Genomic DNA, 18692 nt, shown 5'->3' on the forward strand with positions numbered 1-18692 from the left:
TATGTGCCGAACGAGATCTGGAAAGTGATAGGGCCGGGCGAAAATAATTGCGCAGGCGCTAAGTAGGCCGTGATCAATGACCCTGGGTGAAAGTTACCCTTTGCCAGACAGCGGCGCTTTCGCGCATCAAATATGGTCCATGTGGGAGCGAGCTTGCTCGCGAAGACGGTGTTTCAGCTACGGAAGATTTAGCGGATGTACTGACTTCTTCGCGAGCAAGCTCACTCCCACAAGTTCTGTGGCCTGGCGATCGCATGCATCCAAGAGGGCAGCCGATTTACAGCGCCGTCGCCGGCTTCTTGTCGCTGCCGACCACCGTCACCCACCACTGCGTCCGCGCCTCGATCTGCACCGGCAGCGTGGGCGTCAGTGCCTTGAGCGCCAGATCCGTGTTGGTCAGCGGGAAGCTGCCGGTAATGCGCAGGTCGGCGACGTCCTTCGCCACGCCGAGATGGCCCTGACGATAACGGGCAAGCTCCGCGACCACGTCTCCCAGGCGGGCGTTGTCGACCACCAGCATGCCGCGCATCCAGGCGCCGGTGCCGGGCGCAAGGGCAAGCATGGGACCGAGGCTGTTGCGATGAATCAACATCTGCTGCCCTTCGCGCAGCACTAATTCGTGGCTGGAAGCCTGCGGATGAGCGGCGACGGCTGACTGCAGCACGCTCAACAGCGTGCCGTCAGTCTGCCGCTTGACCAGAAACTGCGTGCCCAAGGCACGCATCTGTCCTTCGGGGGTTTCGACGATGAACGGACGCGTGTCGTTGTGGCTCCCGGTTTCCACAAAGATTTCGCCTTCCTGAAGCACGATCCGTCGCTGTGTGGCGTCGAATCGCACGTCCAGCGCGGTGTGAGTGTTGAGCCGGATCAGGGTGTTATCCGACAGGCGAATGGTGCGCTGCTCGCCGGTGGCGGTGCGCAGATCCGCCAGCCAGTAATCCACCGGCAGCAGTCGATTTCCCAGAAAAACCGTCAAGCCCAGCGCCAGCGCGACCCCTGCCACCCCGCGGCCCAGCTTGCGCAACCGCAAGCCCATGCCATCACGGGAACGCAAAAGCGCTGAACGTGCCGGGCCAGTGGTCCCGGCGAAACGCTGATCGACCATGCCCAACTGCATCCAGGCGCGGGCATGTTCGTCGCTGGCGGCGTACCACTTGGCGAACTCTTCGCGCTCGACCTCACTGCCCCGGCCGCAGTCCAGGCACAGTTGCCAGGCGATGGCGGCGTCCAGCACATGGGACGAAACAGGTCGGGTGGACAGGCGGCTCATGTTGGCTCGCCATACAACGCGATGTAGCACTGGCGCAAACCCTGGGCCAGATACTGACGCACGCGGGGCACCGAGACGCCGAGCTTTGTGGCGATCTCCGCGTGGGGCATGCCGTCCAGGCGGTTGTACAAAAAGGCAGCGCGCGCCTTGCTGGACAGCTTGCCCAACAGGCGATCGATGGCTTTGAGGTCTTCGAGAATCAGCTGCTGTTCTTCAAGCGAAGGTTGTTCGCCTTCGGGAATCAGCATCAGCTCGTCCAGATACGCTTGTTCCAGCGCGGCCCGACGAAAGTGGTCGAACAACAAGCCCTTCGCGATCGAGACCAGAAAGGCCCGGGGCTCGCGGGGTTCAAGCAATTGCTCGCGGCCGAGCAGGCGAATGAACGTGTCCTGGCTAAGGTCTTCGGCGCGATGGGGGCAGGCCACGTTGCGTCTCAGCCAGCCCAGCAGCCAGCCGCGATGGTCGCGATAGAGCGTTCCGACGAGCTGCTGCTGGGGACTTTGAAGTGACGACACAAGCGCACCAAGGAGAACAAAGGGGCTAACGAGAATTGTTCGCGATTGTGTCAGAGCCGCCCAATGCTGGCAATTGGTCCTTGTAGGAAGAAGCCGAACGGTTGATGTACGAATCGACCATTGGATTTGTGAGGCGAGACGGGATCTAGAGGTGAAACGCTAAAACGAATGCGATTGCTGCTGCCGTCGCCATTTCGCCACGCCTTGCTCCAGCTGTGCCGGGGTTTCGATCCCTTGTCGCTTGGCGTGACTGAACAGGATCATCGCGAGTTCGGCGGTTACCAAGGCATCGGCGCTGGCGTGATGGCGCTCTTCGGCGTGGAGCCCGAAGAATCGAGTCCAGTCGTCCAGGCCTGCCTGACGCAAATTCGCGTTCGGGCAAACGAAAGGCGCGATGTGAGCGACATCAATAAAAGGGTGCAGCAGGCGATAGCCGAGGCTTTCCTTTAATGCGCGGCCCAGCATGTGCTCGTCGAACGCCGCATGGAACGCCAGCAGCGGGCTGTCGCCCACGAACGCCATGAAATCCAGCAGTGCGTCCACCGGCTCGCTCCCTGCGGCGATCGCGCTGGGCCCCAGCCCGTGAATCAACACGCTCGGGCTGAGTTTGTGATCGCTGCGCATCAGCGTGCGCTCGAATTGCTGCCCCAGATCGATCGCACCGTCTTCGATGACCACTGCGCCGATCGACAGCACCTCGTCCCGCTGCAGATTCAGCCCACTTGTTTCAAGATCCACCACCACCCAGCGTTGCTGGCGCAGCGTGTTCTGATCCAACGCGCCCGGGCCGGGCAGGGCGCGCAGGCGCTGTTGCTGTTCAGGCGTGAGCTCAGGAGCAACGGTGCGTTTGGGTCGCTTGAGCCATTGGAACAAATTCATGATCAGTCGCTTACAGTTGGTAGCGCACGGTGAGGCTGGTCTGCAGCCGCTGCGCCTGACGGAACGACTCACGCAGAATGCGTCGGTCCAAATGATTGAGCACATCCGGGTCGATGCGATTGGAGTAGGGCAGGTTTTGCCGGTTCTGCTGCTGATGCTGTTGCATGCGGGTTTGCTGAATGAAGTGGTAGGCCTCTTCATACGCCGCACCGTCCAGCGGGTCGATAACCTCTTTGGCCACCAGCTGACGCAGCCTTTCCAGGGTGTTGCAGGCTTCGACGCCGTTGGCCAGCGCCAGCAATCTCGCCCCGTCGACGAATGGCGTCAGGCCTTGGGTTTTCAGATCCAGCGTATCTTTTTCACTGCCTTTGCGGGCGACCACGAAATCCTTGAAACGGCCCACCGGCGGCCGTTGACGCAGGGCGTTGTCGGCCATCATGCGCTGAAACAACGCGTTGTCTGCCACCTGGGCAAGAATGCTCTGCCGCAATTGATCGCCGCCGCTTTCATCGCCCCAGACCACGCGTAGATCGAAATAGATGGAAGACGACAGCAGGTTCTCCGGCGTGGCTTCGCGGATGAACGAGCCGAAGCGCCGCGCCCACTCGATGCGCGACAGGCACAGCTGCGGATTGCTCGCCATGATCCCGCCCTTGCACAGCGCGAATCCGCATACGGCCAGGCTTTGATTGATCCGCTCGGCGAGGGGCAGCAACCGGCCGCGAATCTCGGCGGCCTCGGCGGCGTCCCTGGCTTCGAACAGAATGCCGTTGTCCTGATCGGTGTACAGCGTCTGCTCGCGGCGGCCCTCGCTGCCAAAGCAAAGCCAGCTGAAAGCGATGCCGGGATCGCCTTTGTCTTCCAGCGTAAGTTCGATGACGCGACAGACCATGTGGTCGTTGAGCAGCGTGATGATCTGAGTGATCTGCGTGGACGAGGCACCGTGGGCGAGCATGCGGTCCACCAGTTGAACGATGTCGCCGCGCAGGTTGGCCAGCGAATCGATGCGCGGCGCGCTGCGGATGGTGCGCGCCAGATGCACCAGGTCCACGCGCTGCAGCGAGAACAGGTCGCGCTCGGAGACCACGCCACACAGGCGCTGATCCTTGACCAGACAAACGTGGGCGATATGCCGCTGGGTCATGGCAATGGCGGCATCGAAGGCGCTGGCGTCCGGGGTCAGGTAAAAAGGCGCCTGAATCATGCTGCGCTCGATGGGCGCGCCGAAGTCGGCATCGACGTTTGCGACGACCTGGCGCAGATCGCGCAGCGTGAAAATCCCCAGCGGCGCCTTGGCCTCGTCCACGATGACAATACTGCCGACCTGCTGCTCGTCCATCTGGCGCACGGCCTCCCGCAGCGGCGTGTCGGGGGAGCAGGTCACCGGGTGACGCATCGCCAGTTCACCCAGTCGCGTATTCAGTGAGTATTGCGTGCCGAGTGTTTCCACCGCCTTCTGCTTTACTTGCTGATTCACCTGATCGAGCAGGCTGCTGACACCGCGCAGAGCGAAGTCGCGGAACTCATTGGAGAGCCCGAACAGCTTGATGAAGGCTTGCTTGTTCAGCTGCAGGCAGAAGGTGTCTTCGGCCGCCAGATGCTCGGTTCGCGTGGCGCGTTCGCCGAGCAGCGCTGCGAGGGGAAAGCACTCGCCGGTGGTGATTTCGAACGTGGTCTCGGTGCCGCCTTTTGCCGAATGGGGGCGCTCGCCTACTACGCGGCCTTGTTTGACGATGTAAAAATGTTCTACTGGCCCATCGCTAGGCTTGATGATGCTCTCGTCTGTAGCGTAGAAACGCAGGTGACACTGTTCCACAAGGTAGGCCAAGTGGGCGTTTTCCATCTGGTTGAATGGCGGGAATTTTTGCAGGAACTGCATCGTGCCGTGGATGTTCTGCAGAACGGCTGTTTTGCCTGCCTGGGTAAAAGCGTCCGCTTTGCTCATGACCGATACCGCTTGTTTTTATTGACCCCATGGTCGACCGCTTATCGGGCAGTGCCCATTGGACGTAAGTCTTAGGTGACTGCGAAGGCGTTGAATCGCATCGAACCAAGGTGTAATACCGCAGCGATGCAGTTAGCGCGAGGCTCAAGGGCCCGGCATGAAGCCGACAGGATGTGCAGCGTATCTATCGCTTGCGCTGTCAGAATTGGAGTCGACAGGAAGATGAGACGGGTATGTTCGATCACAGTATTTTGAGTGATGAAGAGCGCGAAGCCCTCAATGAGGTGATGCTCGCGCCTGCGTCCCAATCGCCACAACGGGTGTTGATCGTCGATGACGACAAGGATGCTCGGGAAGTTCTGGCCGAAATTCTCAGTCTCAATGACATCAGCTGCATCACCGCCGCCGGCGGCACCAGCGCCATGCACTTGCTGCAGACCCGGCCGTCCATTGCGCTGCTGATCACCGATCTGCGCATGGCGCCGTGCGACGGGCTGGATCTGATCCGTCGGGTTCGCGAATCGGACCGTGCGGAGTTGCCGATCATTATCGTGTCCGGCGACGCCAACGTACGCGACGCCATCGATGCCATGCACCTGAGCGTGGTGGATTTTCTGCTCAAGCCGATCAACACCAAGCAGCTGTTGCGACTGGTGAAGCGGGAACTGGAAATGGCCTGATAACGCCGCCTTCGGGCTGCGTTGAAGCAATGAAAGTTGTGCAATAAAAAAGGCGGTGTCCATTTACGTGGACACCGCCTTTTTGTTTGGGTGCTGGTTACGCCCCGTGTTTCGCCTTGAACTCCCGACGGCGACGATGCAGCACCGGCTCGGTGTAGCCATTGGGCTGCCGCGTGCCTTCGATCACCAGCTCAACCGCTGCCTGAAACGCGATGTTGCTGTCGAAGTCCGGCGCGAGCGGGCGATACAGCGCATCGCCTGCGTTCTGACGGTCCACTACCGGCGCCATGCGCTTCAGACTTTCCATCACCTGCTGCTCGCTGACCACGCCGTGGCGCAGCCAGTTGGCAATGTGCTGGCTGGAAATCCGCAGCGTGGCACGGTCCTCCATCAGCCCTATGTCGTTGATGTCCGGCACCTTCGAGCAGCCAACGCCCTGATCGATCCAGCGCACCACATACCCGAGGATGCCCTGTGAGTTGTTGTCCAGCTCGTTCTGAATCTCTTCCGCCGTCCAGTCGGTGTTCGGTGCCAGCGGGATGGTCAAAATGTCGTCGACCGAGGCCGCCGCGCGCTGGGCGAGTTCAGCCTGACGCGCGAACACATCGACCTTGTGGTAGTGCAACGCGTGCAGCGCAGCGGCAGTGGGCGATGGCACCCACGCGGTGTTGGCGCCGGCCAGTGGATGGGCGATTTTCTGTTCGAGCATCGCGGCCATCAAGTCAGGCATCGCCCACATGCCTTTGCCGATCTGCGCGCGCCCTTGCAGGCCGCATTTCAAACCGATATCGACGTTGGAATTTTCGTACGCGCCGATCCACTTTTCCGCTTTCATCTGCGCCTTGCGTACAACAGGCCCTGCTTCCATGGACGTGTGGATCTCGTCGCCGGTGCGGTCCAGGAAACCCGTGTTGATAAACACCACACGTTCGCTCGCCGCTTGAATGCAGGCCTTGAGGTTGATCGTGGTGCGACGCTCTTCGTCCATGATCCCGACTTTGAGCGTGTTGCGCGGCAGGTTCAGCACCGCTTCGATGCGCCCGAACAATTCGTTGGTGAACGCCACTTCCTCAGGGCCGTGCATCTTCGGTTTGACGATGTACATCGAGCCCGTGCGGCTGTTGGCGCGAGAGGTATTGCCCTTGAGGTTGTGGATGGCCGCGAGGCTGGTCAGCAGGCCGTCGAGAATGCCCTCCGGCACTTCGTTGCCCTGATTGTCGAGGATCGCATCAATGGTCATCAGGTGGCCGACGTTGCGCACGAACAACAGCGAGCGGCCATGCAGCGTGACGGGTTCGCCGGTGGGCGAGGTGTAGACGCGGTCGGCGTTCATCGTACGGGTAAAACGGGTGCCGCCTTTGGAGACTTCTTCGGACAGATCGCCCTTCATCAGCCCCAGCCAGTTGCGGTACACCACGACCTTGTCATCAGCGTCCACGGCCGCGATGGAGTCTTCGCAATCCATGATGGTGGTCAGCGCCGCTTCCATCAGCACGTCTTTGACACCGGCCGGGTCGGTCTGGCCGACCGGGCTCGCCGCGTCGATCTGGAGTTCAAAGTGCAGGCCGTTATGCTTGAACAGCAAAGCAGTCGGCGCCGATGCGTCGCCCTGAAAACCGATCAGTTGGGCATCATCGTGCAGGCCGGTGTTACTGCCGCCCTTGAGGCTGACGATCAACATGCCATCGACCAGCTTGTAGCCGGTGGAGTCGACGTGGGAGCCCGCCGCCAGAGGAGCCGCTTCGTCCAGAAACGCTCGGGCGAAGGCGATGACTTTGTCGCCGCGGACCCGGTTGTAGGTTTTGCCCTTTTCCGCGCCGCCGGCTTCGCTGATGGCGTCGGTGCCGTACAGCGCGTCATACAGCGAGCCCCAGCGGGCATTCGAGGCATTGAGCGCGAAACGCGCGTTCATTACCGGCACCACCAACTGCGGGCCGGCCATGCGGGCGATTTCTTCGTCGACGTTTTGCGTAGTGATCTGGAAGTCCGCCGCTTCTGGCAGCAGATAGCCGATTTCCAGCAGGAACGCCTTGTAGGCGGCTGCATCGTGGGCGTTGCCGGCATTGGACTGATGCCAGGCGTCGATACGCGCCTGGAATTCGTCTCGTTTGGCGAGCAAGGCTTTGTTCTTGGGTGCGAGCTCGTGAATGAGCGCATCGGCACCGGCCCAGAATGCAGCGGCGTCGAGGCCGGTTCCGGGAATGGCTTCGTTGTTCACAAAATCCAGCAGGACGTTGGCGACCCGCAGGCCACCGACTTGAACGTGTTCAGTCATTGCTTGCCTCACTCTGCTCAGCTATCTGCGCTTCAATCATGAGCGCTTTCTTGTTAAAGCCATCGACGTCGCTGCGTGCCCTTCCAGAACATGCCGTTGCGGGCGGCTGGGCGGGGCGGCGGGCACCTGAGATAAAGCGCTGGAACAGGTTTTGGCCTTGCAGGAACATCGGATCAGGCCTGGATTCGACATCTATGTAGTGAACGCGAGGCGATACTACATGATGAGTTGCGGCATGAAAATCAGACTGAATGTGCACCGAGCGACCGGACTTGGGCATTCGGTCACGCGGCGGTGTCGGATGTTCTCAAAGAACTTGAGGATTGTTCCAGATAATTATCAGGATCGTACACAAAAATTCCTGAAGCGGTGACGCCACTGCGCGCCGGGTAGACGTGCCTATACTCCCTCACAACCCATGGGGCGTGGTATTAAACAGGCCTCAGTCGCTGCGGATAAAAGGAGTCGTTTGTGGATCATCTTATCGTCACGGTGTCTGCGCCAGACAAGCCAGGCGTGGTCGAGCAGCTCGCGGCATGCATTGCCGATCACGGTGGCAATTGGCTGGAAAGCCGTATGTCACACATGGCCGGGCAGTTCGCCGGGATCCTGCGGGTCAGCGCGCCGGTCGACGCGCATCCGCCCCTGCGCAGCGCGCTGGAAGGGCTTTCGGCAAAAGGCATCCGCGTCCTGTTCGCCGAAGTCCTTCCGGAATCCTTGCCGGAGTGGAGGCCCATCACCATGGATCTGGTGGGCAATGATCGATCCGGGATCGTGCGCGACGTCACTCGCGTGCTGACCGAGCAAGGCGTCAACCTGGAGCATCTGGTGACCAGCGTCGAGCCAGCACCCATGAGCAGCGAAACGCTGTTTCGCGCCCATGCCGAGTTGGGATTGCCGATGGATCTTTCACTGGATGTGCTGCAGCAGCGGCTGGAAACCCTGGCGGATGACCTGATGGTGGAATTACATCTGCCCACGGACGAGTAATTGATGTCACCGCTGCAGGCTCCGGTTTTGGCGGGCCTGCAGCGATTCCTCTTGCCTGCTCAGGCCTGGGCGCGTTTGCGTAGCGAGCGCCAGGCGTCGACGCTGTAAATGATCAACCCGGCCCAGATGAAGGCGAAGGTCACCAAGGTGGCCGAGGGCATGTGTTCGTCGTACAGCACAACCGCCAAAGCCAGCACGAGGGTCGGTGCGATGTACTGCAAAAAGCCCAGCGTCGCGTAGGGCAAATGCCTTGCTGCAGCGTTGAAACACACCAGCGGCACGAGGGTCACCGGTCCGGCCGCCGCCAGCCAGAGCGCCTGCGATGTGGTCCAGAACCCCGGCTGTGCGCTGTGGGCCAGCGGGTTGAAAATCAGCCAGCCCGCGGCCAGCGGCACCAGAATCCAGGTTTCCACCACCAGCCCGGGCAACGCCGCCACCGGCGCTTTTTTGCGAATCAGGCCGTAGAACCCAAAGGTGAACGCCAGCGCGAGCGATACCCACGGCAGGCTGCCCACTTGCCAGACCTGCTGAAGCACACCGATCAACGCCAGCATCACCGCCACCCATTGTAAGGGGCGCAGTCTTTCACGCAGCAGCACCATGCCGAGCATCACGTTGATCAGCGGGTTGATGAAGTAACCCAGGCTGGCTTCGACCATGTGGTTGTTGTTCACGGCCCAGACGTAGATCAGCCAGTTGGCGGCAATCAACGATCCGCTGCAGGCGAGAATCGCGAGGCGTTTGGGATTATCCCGCAGCGCTTGCCACCAGCCGGGATGCTTCCAGACCAGCAGCAGAAGCGAGCCGAAGATGGCCGACCAGATCGCCCGATTGACGATGATTTCCAGCGAGGGAACGCTGGCAAGCACCTTGAAGTAGATCGGAAACAGTCCCCAGATGATGTAGGCGCTCAGGCCCAGAATGTACCCGCGACGCGGGTTGGCAGCTTGCATGAGTGGTCCTTCGGCAAGTTTCTTGTTGTGGTGTCCTGCAGGGTGTTCAGCGTTTTCAGAACAGCTTCAGCGGTTCCTCGTTCAGCGCGGACAATTGCTCGCGCAGGGCCAGCACCTGGTCGCCCCAATAGCGTTCGGTGCCGAACCAGGAAAAGCTGTGGGGGAACGCTGGATCGTCCCAGCGACGCGCCAGCCAGGCGCTGTAATGCAGCAGGCGCAGTGCGCGCAGGGGTTCGATGAGCGCCAGTTCACGGGGATCGAAGTCGTGAAACTCGTTGTAGCCGTCCATCAATTCCGACAACTGACTCAGACAATCCTGACGATCACCCGCGAGCATCATCCAGACATCCTGCACCGCCGGGCCCATGCGGCAGTCGTCGAGGTCGACGATGTGGAAGATGTCGTCGCGGGTCATCATGTTGCCGGGGTGGCAATCGCCGTGCATGCGGATGTTCTGATGGGGCGTGGCGGCGTAGACGTCTTCCACGCGCTTGAGCAGGTCTTTGGCAACGGATTCATAGGCCGGCAGCAGGCTGCGGGGAATCACGTTGTTGTCCAGCAGGTAGTTCAGCGAGTTGTGGCCGAAGTTCTGCACGCCGAGGGCTTCGCGGTGCTGGAACGGGCGCGTGGCGCCGACGGCGTGAATGCGCCCGAGCAACTGGCCTAGACGGTACAGCTGATCAAGGTTGCCGGGCTCTGGCGCGCGGCCGCCACGACGGGGGAAGAGGGTGAAACGAAAACCGGCGTGCTCGAACAAGGTCTCGCCGTTGTGCACGAGGGGCGCGACGACCGGGATTTCGACGTCGGCGAGTTCGGCGGTGAAGCTGTGTTCTTCGAGAATGGCGTCGTTGGTCCAGCGATCGGGCCGGTAGAACTTGGCAATCAGCGGCTGCTGTTCATCGATGCCGACCTGATAGACGCGGTTCTCGTAGCTGTTGAGCGCGAGAATACGGGCGTCGGTGACAAAGCCGATCCTCTCGACGGCGTCCAGCACCAGGTCAGGTGTAAGTGTTGCGAACGGGTGGGCCATGCTAACTCCTGCGCGCAGCAGGCTGCCGCGTCGGGCCAGTCATGGTAACTCAGGCGTGTTACACCTGACACAGTGGCAAGCTTACTTCCGCACGTGCGGTGCAGCTTGGAAAGCTGCATCAGCAGACGACCGCGATCTTTGTGGGAGATATGCCGGCGACCAAAGGCTGCGCTGTCGCGCAGCAAACACTGTCCATGTGGGAGTCGAGCTTGCTCGCCAAGAGGCCAGGACACCCGCTGCATCTTTAGCGCCTGAATCGCCGTCTTCGTGAGCAAGCTCACTCCCACAGAGGCTGTGTTTGCAGCGAGATAGCGCCTCGCCTGGACAACGGGAGATCTCCCAAAAATTAGGCGCCGATCACGCCGCCATCCTCTCGCGTGATCACCATCACCGAGGACCTCGGCTTGCCATTGGGCAAGTGCTCCGGGAAGGTCGAACCGCCGTTTTCGCCGGGGTGCTGAATGCCGACGAACAGCGCTTTCTGGTCGGGCGCGAAGCTGATGCCGGTCACTTCACACCCCACCGGCCCGACCATGAACCGGCGGATCTCGCCGCTTGCCGGGTCAGCGCACAGCATCTGGTTATTGCCCATGCCGGCGAAGTCGCCCGCATTGGTGGCGTCGCCATCCGTCAGAATCCACAGCCGCCCGGCAGCATCGAAACCCAGGCCATCCGGGCTGTTGAACATGTTCTGCGGATTGATATTGGTTGATCCGCCCTGCGGCGTTCCTGCATGCACACCCGGGTTGCCGGCGACGACGAACAAGTCCCATGCGAAATCCATGGCGGCGGCGTCCGACCCTGTTTCCTGCCAGCGCAGAATCTGCCCGTACTGGTTTTTCGCCCGGGGATTTGGCCCGCCCACTGGCTGCCCTTCATCGCCACGCTTGATGTTGTTGGTCAGCGTGCAATAGACCTGGCCGTCCTTGGGGCTGACAACGATCCATTCAGGGCGGTCCATGCGCGTCGCTTTCACCTGGCTTGCCGCCAGGCGCGCATGGATCAGCACTTCGGCCTGATTGGCAAAACCGCTGGCCGCGTCGATGCCGTTCTTGCCGTGGCTCAACTCAATCCATTTGCCTTGGCCTTTCGGGTGATCGGGGTTGCTGTCGCCAGCGTCGAACTGCGCCACATACAGCGTGCCGTGGTCGAGGATGTCGCGGTTGGCCTTACGGTTCTTGTGGTCGACCTTGTCCCGGCTGATGAATTTGTAGATGAATTCGCCGCGCTCATCGTCGCCCATGTACACCACGACGCGGCCATCTTTGGTTTCGGTCAGCGCGGCGTTTTCGTGTTTGAAACGGCCCAGGGCGGTGCGTTTGACCGGCGTGGATTTCGGATCGAACGGGTCGATCTCCACCACCCAGCCATGGCGATTGGGTTCGTTGGGGTTTTTCGCGACGTCAAAGCGCGGATCGTGCAGGTGCCAGTTCACTTCCTTGCTTGCGGCCGTCACACCATAGCGTTTGGTTGCGGCGTCGAAGGTCTGTGCCGGATCGCTGCTGCCGAAGCAGTCGGTGAAGTTCTCTTCGCAGGTCAGATAGGTGCCCCACGGCGTCTTGCCGTTGGCGCAGTTCTGGAAAGTCCCAAGCACGTTCTTGCCGGTCTTGTCGGCGGCGGTTTTCAACCACTCATGGCCGGCTGCCGGGCCGCTCAGGCGAATCGGCGTGTTGCCGTGGATGCGCCGGTTGTATTTGGAGCCCTGGACGAACGCCCATTGCTGACCTTCGCGTTTGACCTCGATCACCGAAACGCCTTCGCTGGCCTGGGCCTTGTGCGCGTCTTCGGCCGATTGCGGGTCTTTGCCGTGATCAAACAGGTATCGGTAACTGGTGTATTCGTTGTTGATCGCCATCAGCGCGCGGCTGGCGGTGTCCGGCTTGTCGCCGGGGAAGGTAAACAGACTCATGCCGTCATTGTTGTCGCCGAACTGCAGCTCCTGCATCTTCGCCGTGCCCTTGCCACTGGGGTCGAAAGCCGGGCCGTTGGTGTGCAGCGGCTGGCCCCAACTGATCAGGACCGAGGAGCGATAGCCCGGCGGTAGACTGATGCTGTCGGCGGTGGAGGAGGGGATGCTGTCGAAGCCGAGCAGCGTCCCGTTGGCAGCGCTGACACTGGCGGCCATGACGCTGCGGCTGAGCAGGTTGCCCCCGAGAAACATCGCCGCGCCGCACAGGGCGCCCGCGCTGATGAATCCGCGTCGGGTCAGGCCAACCATGTTTTCGAGGTCGGTGGATTGGTTATCTTTTAATCGCGTCATCACGGGCTCCCTGCGGTTTAGGGCAAAACCCTATGCAGTGCTCATGACGTTATTGTGTCGGTCAAATGACGAGTCGGGCGCCAGTGGTGCGTGCAAGCGGCGCTTAAAGCGGCGTACCGAGCAGAATGTTTGAGGGCGCAAATTGAACCTTGATCTCACCGCCGACCTTGAGCTGCAAGGCGTGCAGCCGGTCCGCATCGACCACCGCGCAGAGAATCTGGTGGCTGGGAAGGACAATTCTGACTTCACTCGGGCCATCCTCGGCGTCGAGAATTTCCTCGATTTGACCGGTGAGGCAATTGTGTCCGGTTGTTTCAGCCTGGTCAGGCGCTATTAATTCCAGCCAGCCGGCCTTGATCAGGGCGAACACATCCGTGCCGATGTCAAGGCCCAGTCGCAAGGTGCTGTCGTGGGTGATCTGCGCCTCGATCGACAAGCCGCCCGCGAGCTGCAACGTGATCATGTCGTTGCGGCCCTGAGAACGAACGCCGCTGACCTGACCATGCAGCTGATTCCGAGCGCTGGTCCGCAGCATCAAGCGGCTGAGCAGAGCGAGGTCGTCAGATTCCTCCGAGGTTTCCAGCAGCTGAGTCTGTAACGCCTGCAGGCGCTGATAGAGCCGCAGCACCCGCTCGCCTTCGGCCGACAATTTGGCGCCGCCGCCTCCACGGCCGCCAACGCTGCGCTCGACCAGCGGTTTTTGCGCCAGATTGTTCAGCTCATCGATGGCGTCCCACGTCGCCTTGTAACTCAGCCCGGCGCTTTTCGCCGCTCGAGTGATCGAACCCTGCTCGGCAATGTGCTGCAACAGCGCGATGCGATGCGGGCGACGAACCATGTGCTGGGTGAGGGAAGGCGGTAGTGACATAGGGGTCGGATGCGCTGGAAGTGATGACGCCGGAGTGTAAGCCAAAACGCCTTGCACCCGAATGCTGCGGATTCCCTGATCTCCTGGCTGGCTAGTCCCCGGGCTTCGGCGTTCTTGCCAGGCAATACACATCCACCGATCTGGCGCCGGCCTTGATCAACAGTGCTGCCAGCGCATTCGCCGTCGAGCCGGTGGTGAGGACGTCGTCAATCAGGGCAAGGTGCTTGCCGATAATCGGCGTGGCGTCCCTCAGCGAAAAGGCAGACGCCAGATTGCGCTTTCTGGCTTTTGCATCCAGACCCTGCTGCGAAGGTGTTTCTTTCACGCGGCGGATCACGCGCTCATCAACAGGCAGTCCCAGGCGAGCGCCGAGCCAGTTCGCCAACATCGCTGCCTGATTGAAGCCTCGCTGGCGCAGTCGTTTTTTGGCGAGCGGCACCGGGATAAGACAATCGGGTCGGCGCATGCCATCGTTGAAGCGATGCTGCAGGGTCTCGCCCAACAGCTCCGCCAGCAGTCGGCCGAGCGGCCATTTCCGCTGATGCTTGAAGCGTGTGACCAGCGCGTCGATCGGGAAGTCGTACAGCCACGGAGCGACGACGTCATTAAAGGCGGGAGGGTTGCGATTGCAGGCGCCGCAGGTCAGGCCGGACATCGGCATGGGCAGCGCGCAACGGTCGCACTGGTCAATCAGCCACGGGAGTTCGCGCTCACAGGGCATGCAGATCGGGGTGCTTGAATCAGTCGCTTCATCGCACAACAAACACGTTTGTGCGTTTTTTAACCAGATGTAAACCTCGTGCCCGTTATATGGTTGACAGCGCATGTCGCTTCCTTAAATATGCCGAACATCCGTGTTGCGCCTGTGGGCTTCCGGTTTTGCCGCTGGGCAAAGCCGCCCGGGTCATCGTCCAGAAAACATCAAGGAGCCGCCCATGAGCGCCAGCATCAATGCCAACCTGCGTCACGACTGGAATCTAGCCGAGGTCAAGGCGCTGTTCACACAGCCATTCAATGACCTGCTGTTTCAGGCGCAAACCGTGCACCGCGCTCACTTCGACGCCAACCGCGTGCAAGTCTCGACCCTGCTGTCGATCAAAACCGGCGCCTGCCCGGAAGACTGCAAGTACTGCCCGCAATCGGGCCACTACAACACCGGTCTGGAAAAAGAAAAGCTGATGCAGGTCCAGCAAGTGCTAGAAGAGGCCGCACGCGCCAAGGCGATTGGTTCGACCCGTTTCTGCATGGGCGCGGCGTGGAAACATCCGTCGGCCAAAGACATGCCCTACGTGCTGGAGATGGTCAAAGGCGTCAAAGCCATGGGCCTGGAAACCTGCATGACCCTCGGCAAGCTGGATCAGGACCAGACCCAAGCGCTGGCTGACGCTGGCCTCGATTACTACAACCACAACCTCGACACGTCGCCGGATTTCTACACCAGCATCATTACCACCCGTACCTACAGCGAGCGCCTGCAGACGCTGGCGTACGTACGTGACTCGGGAATGAAGATCTGCTCCGGCGGCATTCTGGGCATGGGTGAATCCCTGGACGACCGCGCCAATCTGCTGATCCAGCTGGCTAACCTGCCAGAGCATCCGGAATCCGTGCCCATCAACATGCTGGTGAAAGTGGCCGGCACCCCGCTGGAAAACGCCGAGGATATCGACCCGTTCGATTTCATCCGCATGCTGGCCGTCGCGCGCATCCTGATGCCGCAATCCCACGTGCGCCTGTCCGCAGGCCGCGAAGCCATGAATGACCAGATGCAGGCCCTGGCGTTCTTCGCCGGCGCCAACTCGATCTTCTACGGCGACAAACTGCTGACCACCGCCAACCCGCAGTCTGACAAGGACATGCAGCTGTTCTCGCGTCTGGGCATTCAGCCCGAAGCGCGCGAAGAGCACTCGGACGAGGTGCATCAGGCAGCCATCGAACAAGCGCTGATCGAGCAGAAAAGCAGCGAGCTGTTTTACGACGCGGCTGTTTGATGCGCCTTCGATCCTCCGGTCGGAGTGCAACACACTGTGGGAGTGAGCTTGCTCACGAATGCGTCAGGTAAGGCGGCATCCATGCTGAATGTGCCGTCCTATTCGCGAGCAAGCTCACTCCCACAGGTCTACGTCCGAGCGGGAGATAACGGCGTAGTCATAAATCCGCTCACGAGGCCTGCATGTCTTTTGATCTGAACGCACGTCTCGCTGCCCGTCGTGCCGAGCACCTTTATCGTCAGCGGCCCTTGCTGCAAAGCCCGCAGGGCCCTGAAGTTGTGGTGGACGGCAAGCCGCTGCTGGCGTTCTGCAACAACGATTACATGGGGCTGGCGAGTCATCCCGAGGTCATCGCTGCGTGGCAAGCGGGCGCCGAGCGTTGGGGCGTCGGCGGTGGTGCCTCGCATTTGGTGATCGGCCACAGCACGCCCCATCACGCGCTCGAAGAAGCCCTCGCCGAGTTCACCGGTCGGCCCCGCGCGCTGTTGTTTTCCAACGGTTACATGGCCAACCTCGGCACCGTTACTGCGTTGGTGGGCCAGGGTGACACCGTGCTGGAAGACCGCCTCAATCATGCTTCGTTGCTCGACGCCGGCCTGCTTAGCGGCGCCCGTTTCGCCCGCTACCTGCACAACGATTGCGACAGCCTCGCCAGCCGGTTGGACAAAGCGGTGGGCGACACGCTGGTAGTCACCGACGGTGTGTTCAGCATGGACGGCGACGTCGCTGACCTCCCCGCGCTGGCCAAGGCGGCGAAAGCCAAAAACGCATGGCTGATGGTCGACGATGCACACGGCTTTGGCCCGCTGGGTGCAAACGGTGCGGGTATCGTCGAGCACTTCGGCCTTGGCATCGATGACGTCCCGGTGCTGATCGGCACGCTGGGTAAGTCCTTCGGCACCGCGGGCGCGTTCGTTGCGGGCAGCGAAGAGTTGATCGAAACGCTGATCCAGTTCGCCCGTCCCTACATCTACACCACCAGCCAGCCGCCGGCGCTGGCGTGCGCGACGCTGAAAAGCCTCGAACTGCTGCGCACTGAACACTGGCGGCGTGAGCACCTCGCGGCACTGATTAAACAGTTTCGCGCCGGCGCTCAAGCCCTCGGCCTGGAGCTGATGGACAGTTTCACGCCCATCCAGCCGATCCTGATCGGCGACAGCGGTCGCGCGTTGCGGCTGTCGCAGTTGCTGCGCGAGCGCGGCGTGATGGTCACCGCCATTCGACCGCCGACAGTGCCTGCGGGCAGCGCGCGTTTACGCGTGACATTGTCCGCCGCCCACAGTGAGGCGCAGGTGCAGCTATTGTTGCAGGCACTGGAGCAGTGTTATCCGCTGCTGGGCGTAGACGAATCTTCGGAGCTGGACCATGCGTGATCAGTTGATCCTGTTGCCGGGCTGGGGCCTTGGCGTCTCGCCCCTTGAACCGCTGGCTGCAGCGCTGCGAGGGCTCGACGAACATTTGCGGGTGGTGATCGAGCCGTTGCCTGACATGGACACCGACAATCTCGACGACTGGCTCGATGAACTGGATTCGACATTGCCCGACAACGTCTGGCTGGGCGGTTGGTCGCTGGGCGGCATGCTGGCGACCGAACTGGCCGCGCGCAGGGGCGAGCGCTGCTGTGGTCTGGCGACGTTCGCCAGCAACGTCTGCTTTGTGGCCCGCAGCGAGTGGCCCAACGCGATGCCGCAAACTGATTTCGACGCCTTTATCGCCGGTTGCAAAGCCGATCTGGACGGAACGCTCAAGCGTTTCAGTCTTTTGTGCGTGCAAGGCGCCGAAGAGCCACGGGCGCTGTCGAGACAGTTGAAAGCCTGCGCGCCCCACGGCACCAGCGCCGGCTTGATCGAAGGCCTGAAGCTGCTCGAGCAAATGGACACGCGCAAAGCGCTGCAAGCGTTTCGCGGCCCTCAATTGCACCTGTTTGGCGGCCTTGATGCGTTGGTGCCGGCAGAAGCATCGGCGGATGTTCTGACCTTCCAGCCTGACATCGAAGTCGGCGTGATCGAGCAGGCCAGTCACGCTTTCATTCTGGAAAACCCGCACGGCGTCGCCGCTGCAGTTCATGCGTTTTTACACGAGTCCGGTGATGACTGATCTTTCCCACTGCGCGGTGCTAAAGGCCGTGAAACAGCAACAGGTTAATGGGCAACAGGCACTACCTGACAAGCGTCAGGTGGCAGCGTCCTTCTCGAAGGCCGCGACCAGCTACGACAGCGTGGCCGATTTGCAGCGCGCCGTCGGCATCGAGCTGATGACACGGCTGCCGGCTCAGATGCCGAAGACAGCGCCATCCCGGTGGCTGGACCTGGGCAGCGGAACAGGGTGTTTCAGCCGCGCGCTGGCGCAGCAGTTTCCCCAAAGCGAAGGGGTTGCGCTGGACCTCGCCGAAGGCATGCTGCGCTATGCACGGCCATTGGGTGGCGCGGTTCATTACGTGGCTGGCGACGCCGAGAACCTGCCGCTGCGCGACGCGAGCGTTGACCTGATGTTCTCCAGCCTGGCGGTGCAATGGTGCCCGGATTTCTCCGCGGTGCTGAGCGAAGCGCGTCGCGTGCTCAAACCGGGTGGCGTATTCGCCTTCGCCAGCCTCTGCGTCGGGACGTTGTATGAACTGCGCGACAGCTGGCAGGCGGTGGACGGCATGGTCCACGTCAATCGCTTCCGCGAGCGCGACGATTATCAACGACTCTGCACTGCCAGCGGTTTGAACGTGCGCAGCCTCGAAGTCTTGCCCCACGTCTTGCACTATCCCGACGTGCGCAGCCTGACCCATGAACTCAAGGCACTGGGCGCGCACAACATCAATCCGGGTCGTCCGGGAGGCCTGACTGGCCGTGCGCGAATCCAGGCGTTGATGGAGGCGTACGAAAGGTTTCGTCACGAAGACGGCCTGCCCGCCACGTATCAGGTGGTGTACGGCATTCTGGCGAATCCGGCATTGATTAAAGAATGATCTATTTAGTCGGCGTCTGTTAGACGGGCGCTATAGTAAGCAGGGAATAGTTTGAAATATCTGAACGGATGGTCGCCACG

At 61.3% G+C, this 18692-nt stretch carries 17 protein-coding genes; 6 read left to right on the top strand and 11 right to left on the bottom strand.

The genetic code is table 11. The features are described 5' to 3' along the window. Positions 1-277: 277 nt before the first annotated feature. The 4 genes from ABEH28_RS20955 to ABEH28_RS20970 all read right to left on the bottom strand — a co-directional run bounded on the left by ABEH28_RS20955 (position 278) and on the right by ABEH28_RS20970 (position 4609). A complete protein-coding gene (locus ABEH28_RS20955) occupies positions 278-1270 on the bottom strand; it encodes a FecR family protein (protein WP_346627189.1) in 993 nt (330 codons plus the stop codon). Further along, a complete protein-coding gene (locus ABEH28_RS20960) occupies positions 1267-1785 on the bottom strand; it encodes an RNA polymerase sigma factor (RefSeq protein WP_346630972.1) in 519 nt (172 codons plus the stop codon). The genes ABEH28_RS20955 and ABEH28_RS20960 overlap by 4 nt, the downstream gene beginning before the upstream one ends. Before the next feature lie 159 nt (positions 1786-1944). Next, positions 1945-2664 (bottom strand): 3'-5' exonuclease, encoded by a 720-nt coding sequence (locus tag ABEH28_RS20965; protein ID WP_346627187.1) that lies wholly within the window; start codon positions 2662-2664, stop codon positions 1945-1947. 10 nt (positions 2665-2674) lie between these two features. After that, positions 2675-4609, bottom strand: coding sequence for a putative nucleotidyltransferase substrate binding domain-containing protein (locus ABEH28_RS20970; RefSeq protein ID WP_346630973.1), 1935 nt, complete (start codon positions 4607-4609; stop codon positions 2675-2677). 233 nt (positions 4610-4842) lie between these two features. Between ABEH28_RS20970 and ABEH28_RS20975 the strand changes: the two genes are divergently transcribed. After that, positions 4843-5289: a response regulator gene (locus tag ABEH28_RS20975; protein WP_163022123.1), complete on the top strand. Its 447-nt coding sequence runs from the start codon at positions 4843-4845 to the stop codon at positions 5287-5289. A 97-nt stretch (positions 5290-5386) separates the two neighbouring features. On the opposite strand, the gene ABEH28_RS20980 is transcribed toward ABEH28_RS20975, so the two are convergent. Both ABEH28_RS20980 and ABEH28_RS20985 read right to left on the bottom strand, forming a co-directional pair. Continuing rightward, entirely contained in the window at positions 5387-7564 is a 2178-nt protein-coding gene (locus ABEH28_RS20980; protein WP_346630974.1) for a malate synthase G, read from the bottom strand. Then, positions 7557-7733: a hypothetical protein gene (locus tag ABEH28_RS20985; protein ID WP_346630975.1), complete on the bottom strand. Its 177-nt coding sequence runs from the start codon at positions 7731-7733 to the stop codon at positions 7557-7559. Before ABEH28_RS20985 ends, ABEH28_RS20980 begins: the two co-directional genes overlap by 8 nt. Positions 7734-8035: 302 nt before the next feature. Between ABEH28_RS20985 and ABEH28_RS20990 the strand changes: the two genes are divergently transcribed. Further along, positions 8036-8554, top strand: coding sequence for an ACT domain-containing protein (locus tag ABEH28_RS20990; protein ID WP_346630976.1), 519 nt, complete (start codon positions 8036-8038; stop codon positions 8552-8554). A gap of 59 nt (positions 8555-8613) precedes the next feature. On the opposite strand, the gene rarD is transcribed toward ABEH28_RS20990, so the two are convergent. The 5 genes from rarD to ABEH28_RS21015 all read right to left on the bottom strand — a co-directional run bounded on the left by rarD (position 8614) and on the right by ABEH28_RS21015 (position 14491). Further along, positions 8614-9507, bottom strand: a complete 894-nt coding sequence (rarD, locus tag ABEH28_RS20995) for an EamA family transporter RarD (protein WP_346627183.1) — start codon at positions 9505-9507, stop codon at positions 8614-8616. Positions 9508-9562: 55 nt separating this feature from the next. Further along, positions 9563-10537, bottom strand: a complete 975-nt coding sequence (locus ABEH28_RS21000) for a serine/threonine protein kinase (protein ID WP_346630977.1) — start codon at positions 10535-10537, stop codon at positions 9563-9565. Between the two features lie 346 nt (positions 10538-10883). After that, positions 10884-12797, bottom strand: a complete 1914-nt coding sequence (locus ABEH28_RS21005; RefSeq protein ID WP_346630978.1) for a PhoX family phosphatase — start codon at positions 12795-12797, stop codon at positions 10884-10886. Positions 12798-12900: 103 nt separating this feature from the next. Then, a complete protein-coding gene (locus tag ABEH28_RS21010; protein WP_346630979.1) occupies positions 12901-13665 on the bottom strand; it encodes a TOBE domain-containing protein in 765 nt (254 codons plus the stop codon). Positions 13666-13756: 91 nt separating this feature from the next. After that, the gene (locus ABEH28_RS21015) at positions 13757-14491 is read right to left on the bottom strand and encodes a ComF family protein (protein ID WP_282368284.1); all 735 of its coding nucleotides are present in this window, start codon (positions 14489-14491) and stop codon (positions 13757-13759) included. A gap of 109 nt (positions 14492-14600) precedes the next feature. Here ABEH28_RS21015 and bioB point away from each other — a divergent pair, with 109 nt between their 5' ends. The 4 genes from bioB (at position 14601) to bioC (ending at position 18612) form a co-directional block, all read left to right on the top strand. Beyond that, positions 14601-15656, top strand: coding sequence for a biotin synthase BioB (bioB, locus tag ABEH28_RS21020; RefSeq protein ID WP_192173140.1), 1056 nt, complete (start codon positions 14601-14603; stop codon positions 15654-15656). Between the two features lie 182 nt (positions 15657-15838). Next, entirely contained in the window at positions 15839-17029 is a 1191-nt protein-coding gene (gene bioF / locus ABEH28_RS21025; RefSeq protein ID WP_346630980.1) for an 8-amino-7-oxononanoate synthase, read from the top strand. After that, positions 17022-17753, top strand: coding sequence for an alpha/beta fold hydrolase (locus ABEH28_RS21030; RefSeq protein WP_282368280.1), 732 nt, complete (start codon positions 17022-17024; stop codon positions 17751-17753). Before bioF ends, ABEH28_RS21030 begins: the two co-directional genes overlap by 8 nt. Further along, on the top strand, positions 17746-18612 hold the full coding sequence (gene bioC, locus ABEH28_RS21035; RefSeq protein WP_346630981.1) for a malonyl-ACP O-methyltransferase BioC: 867 nt from the start codon (positions 17746-17748) through the stop codon (positions 18610-18612). Before ABEH28_RS21030 ends, bioC begins: the two co-directional genes overlap by 8 nt. The last annotated feature ends 80 nt before the right edge of the window (positions 18613-18692 follow it).

Source organism: Pseudomonas sp. Ps21-P2, from assembly GCF_039672565.1.
Taxonomy (GTDB): Bacteria; Pseudomonadota; Gammaproteobacteria; order Pseudomonadales; family Pseudomonadaceae; genus Aquipseudomonas.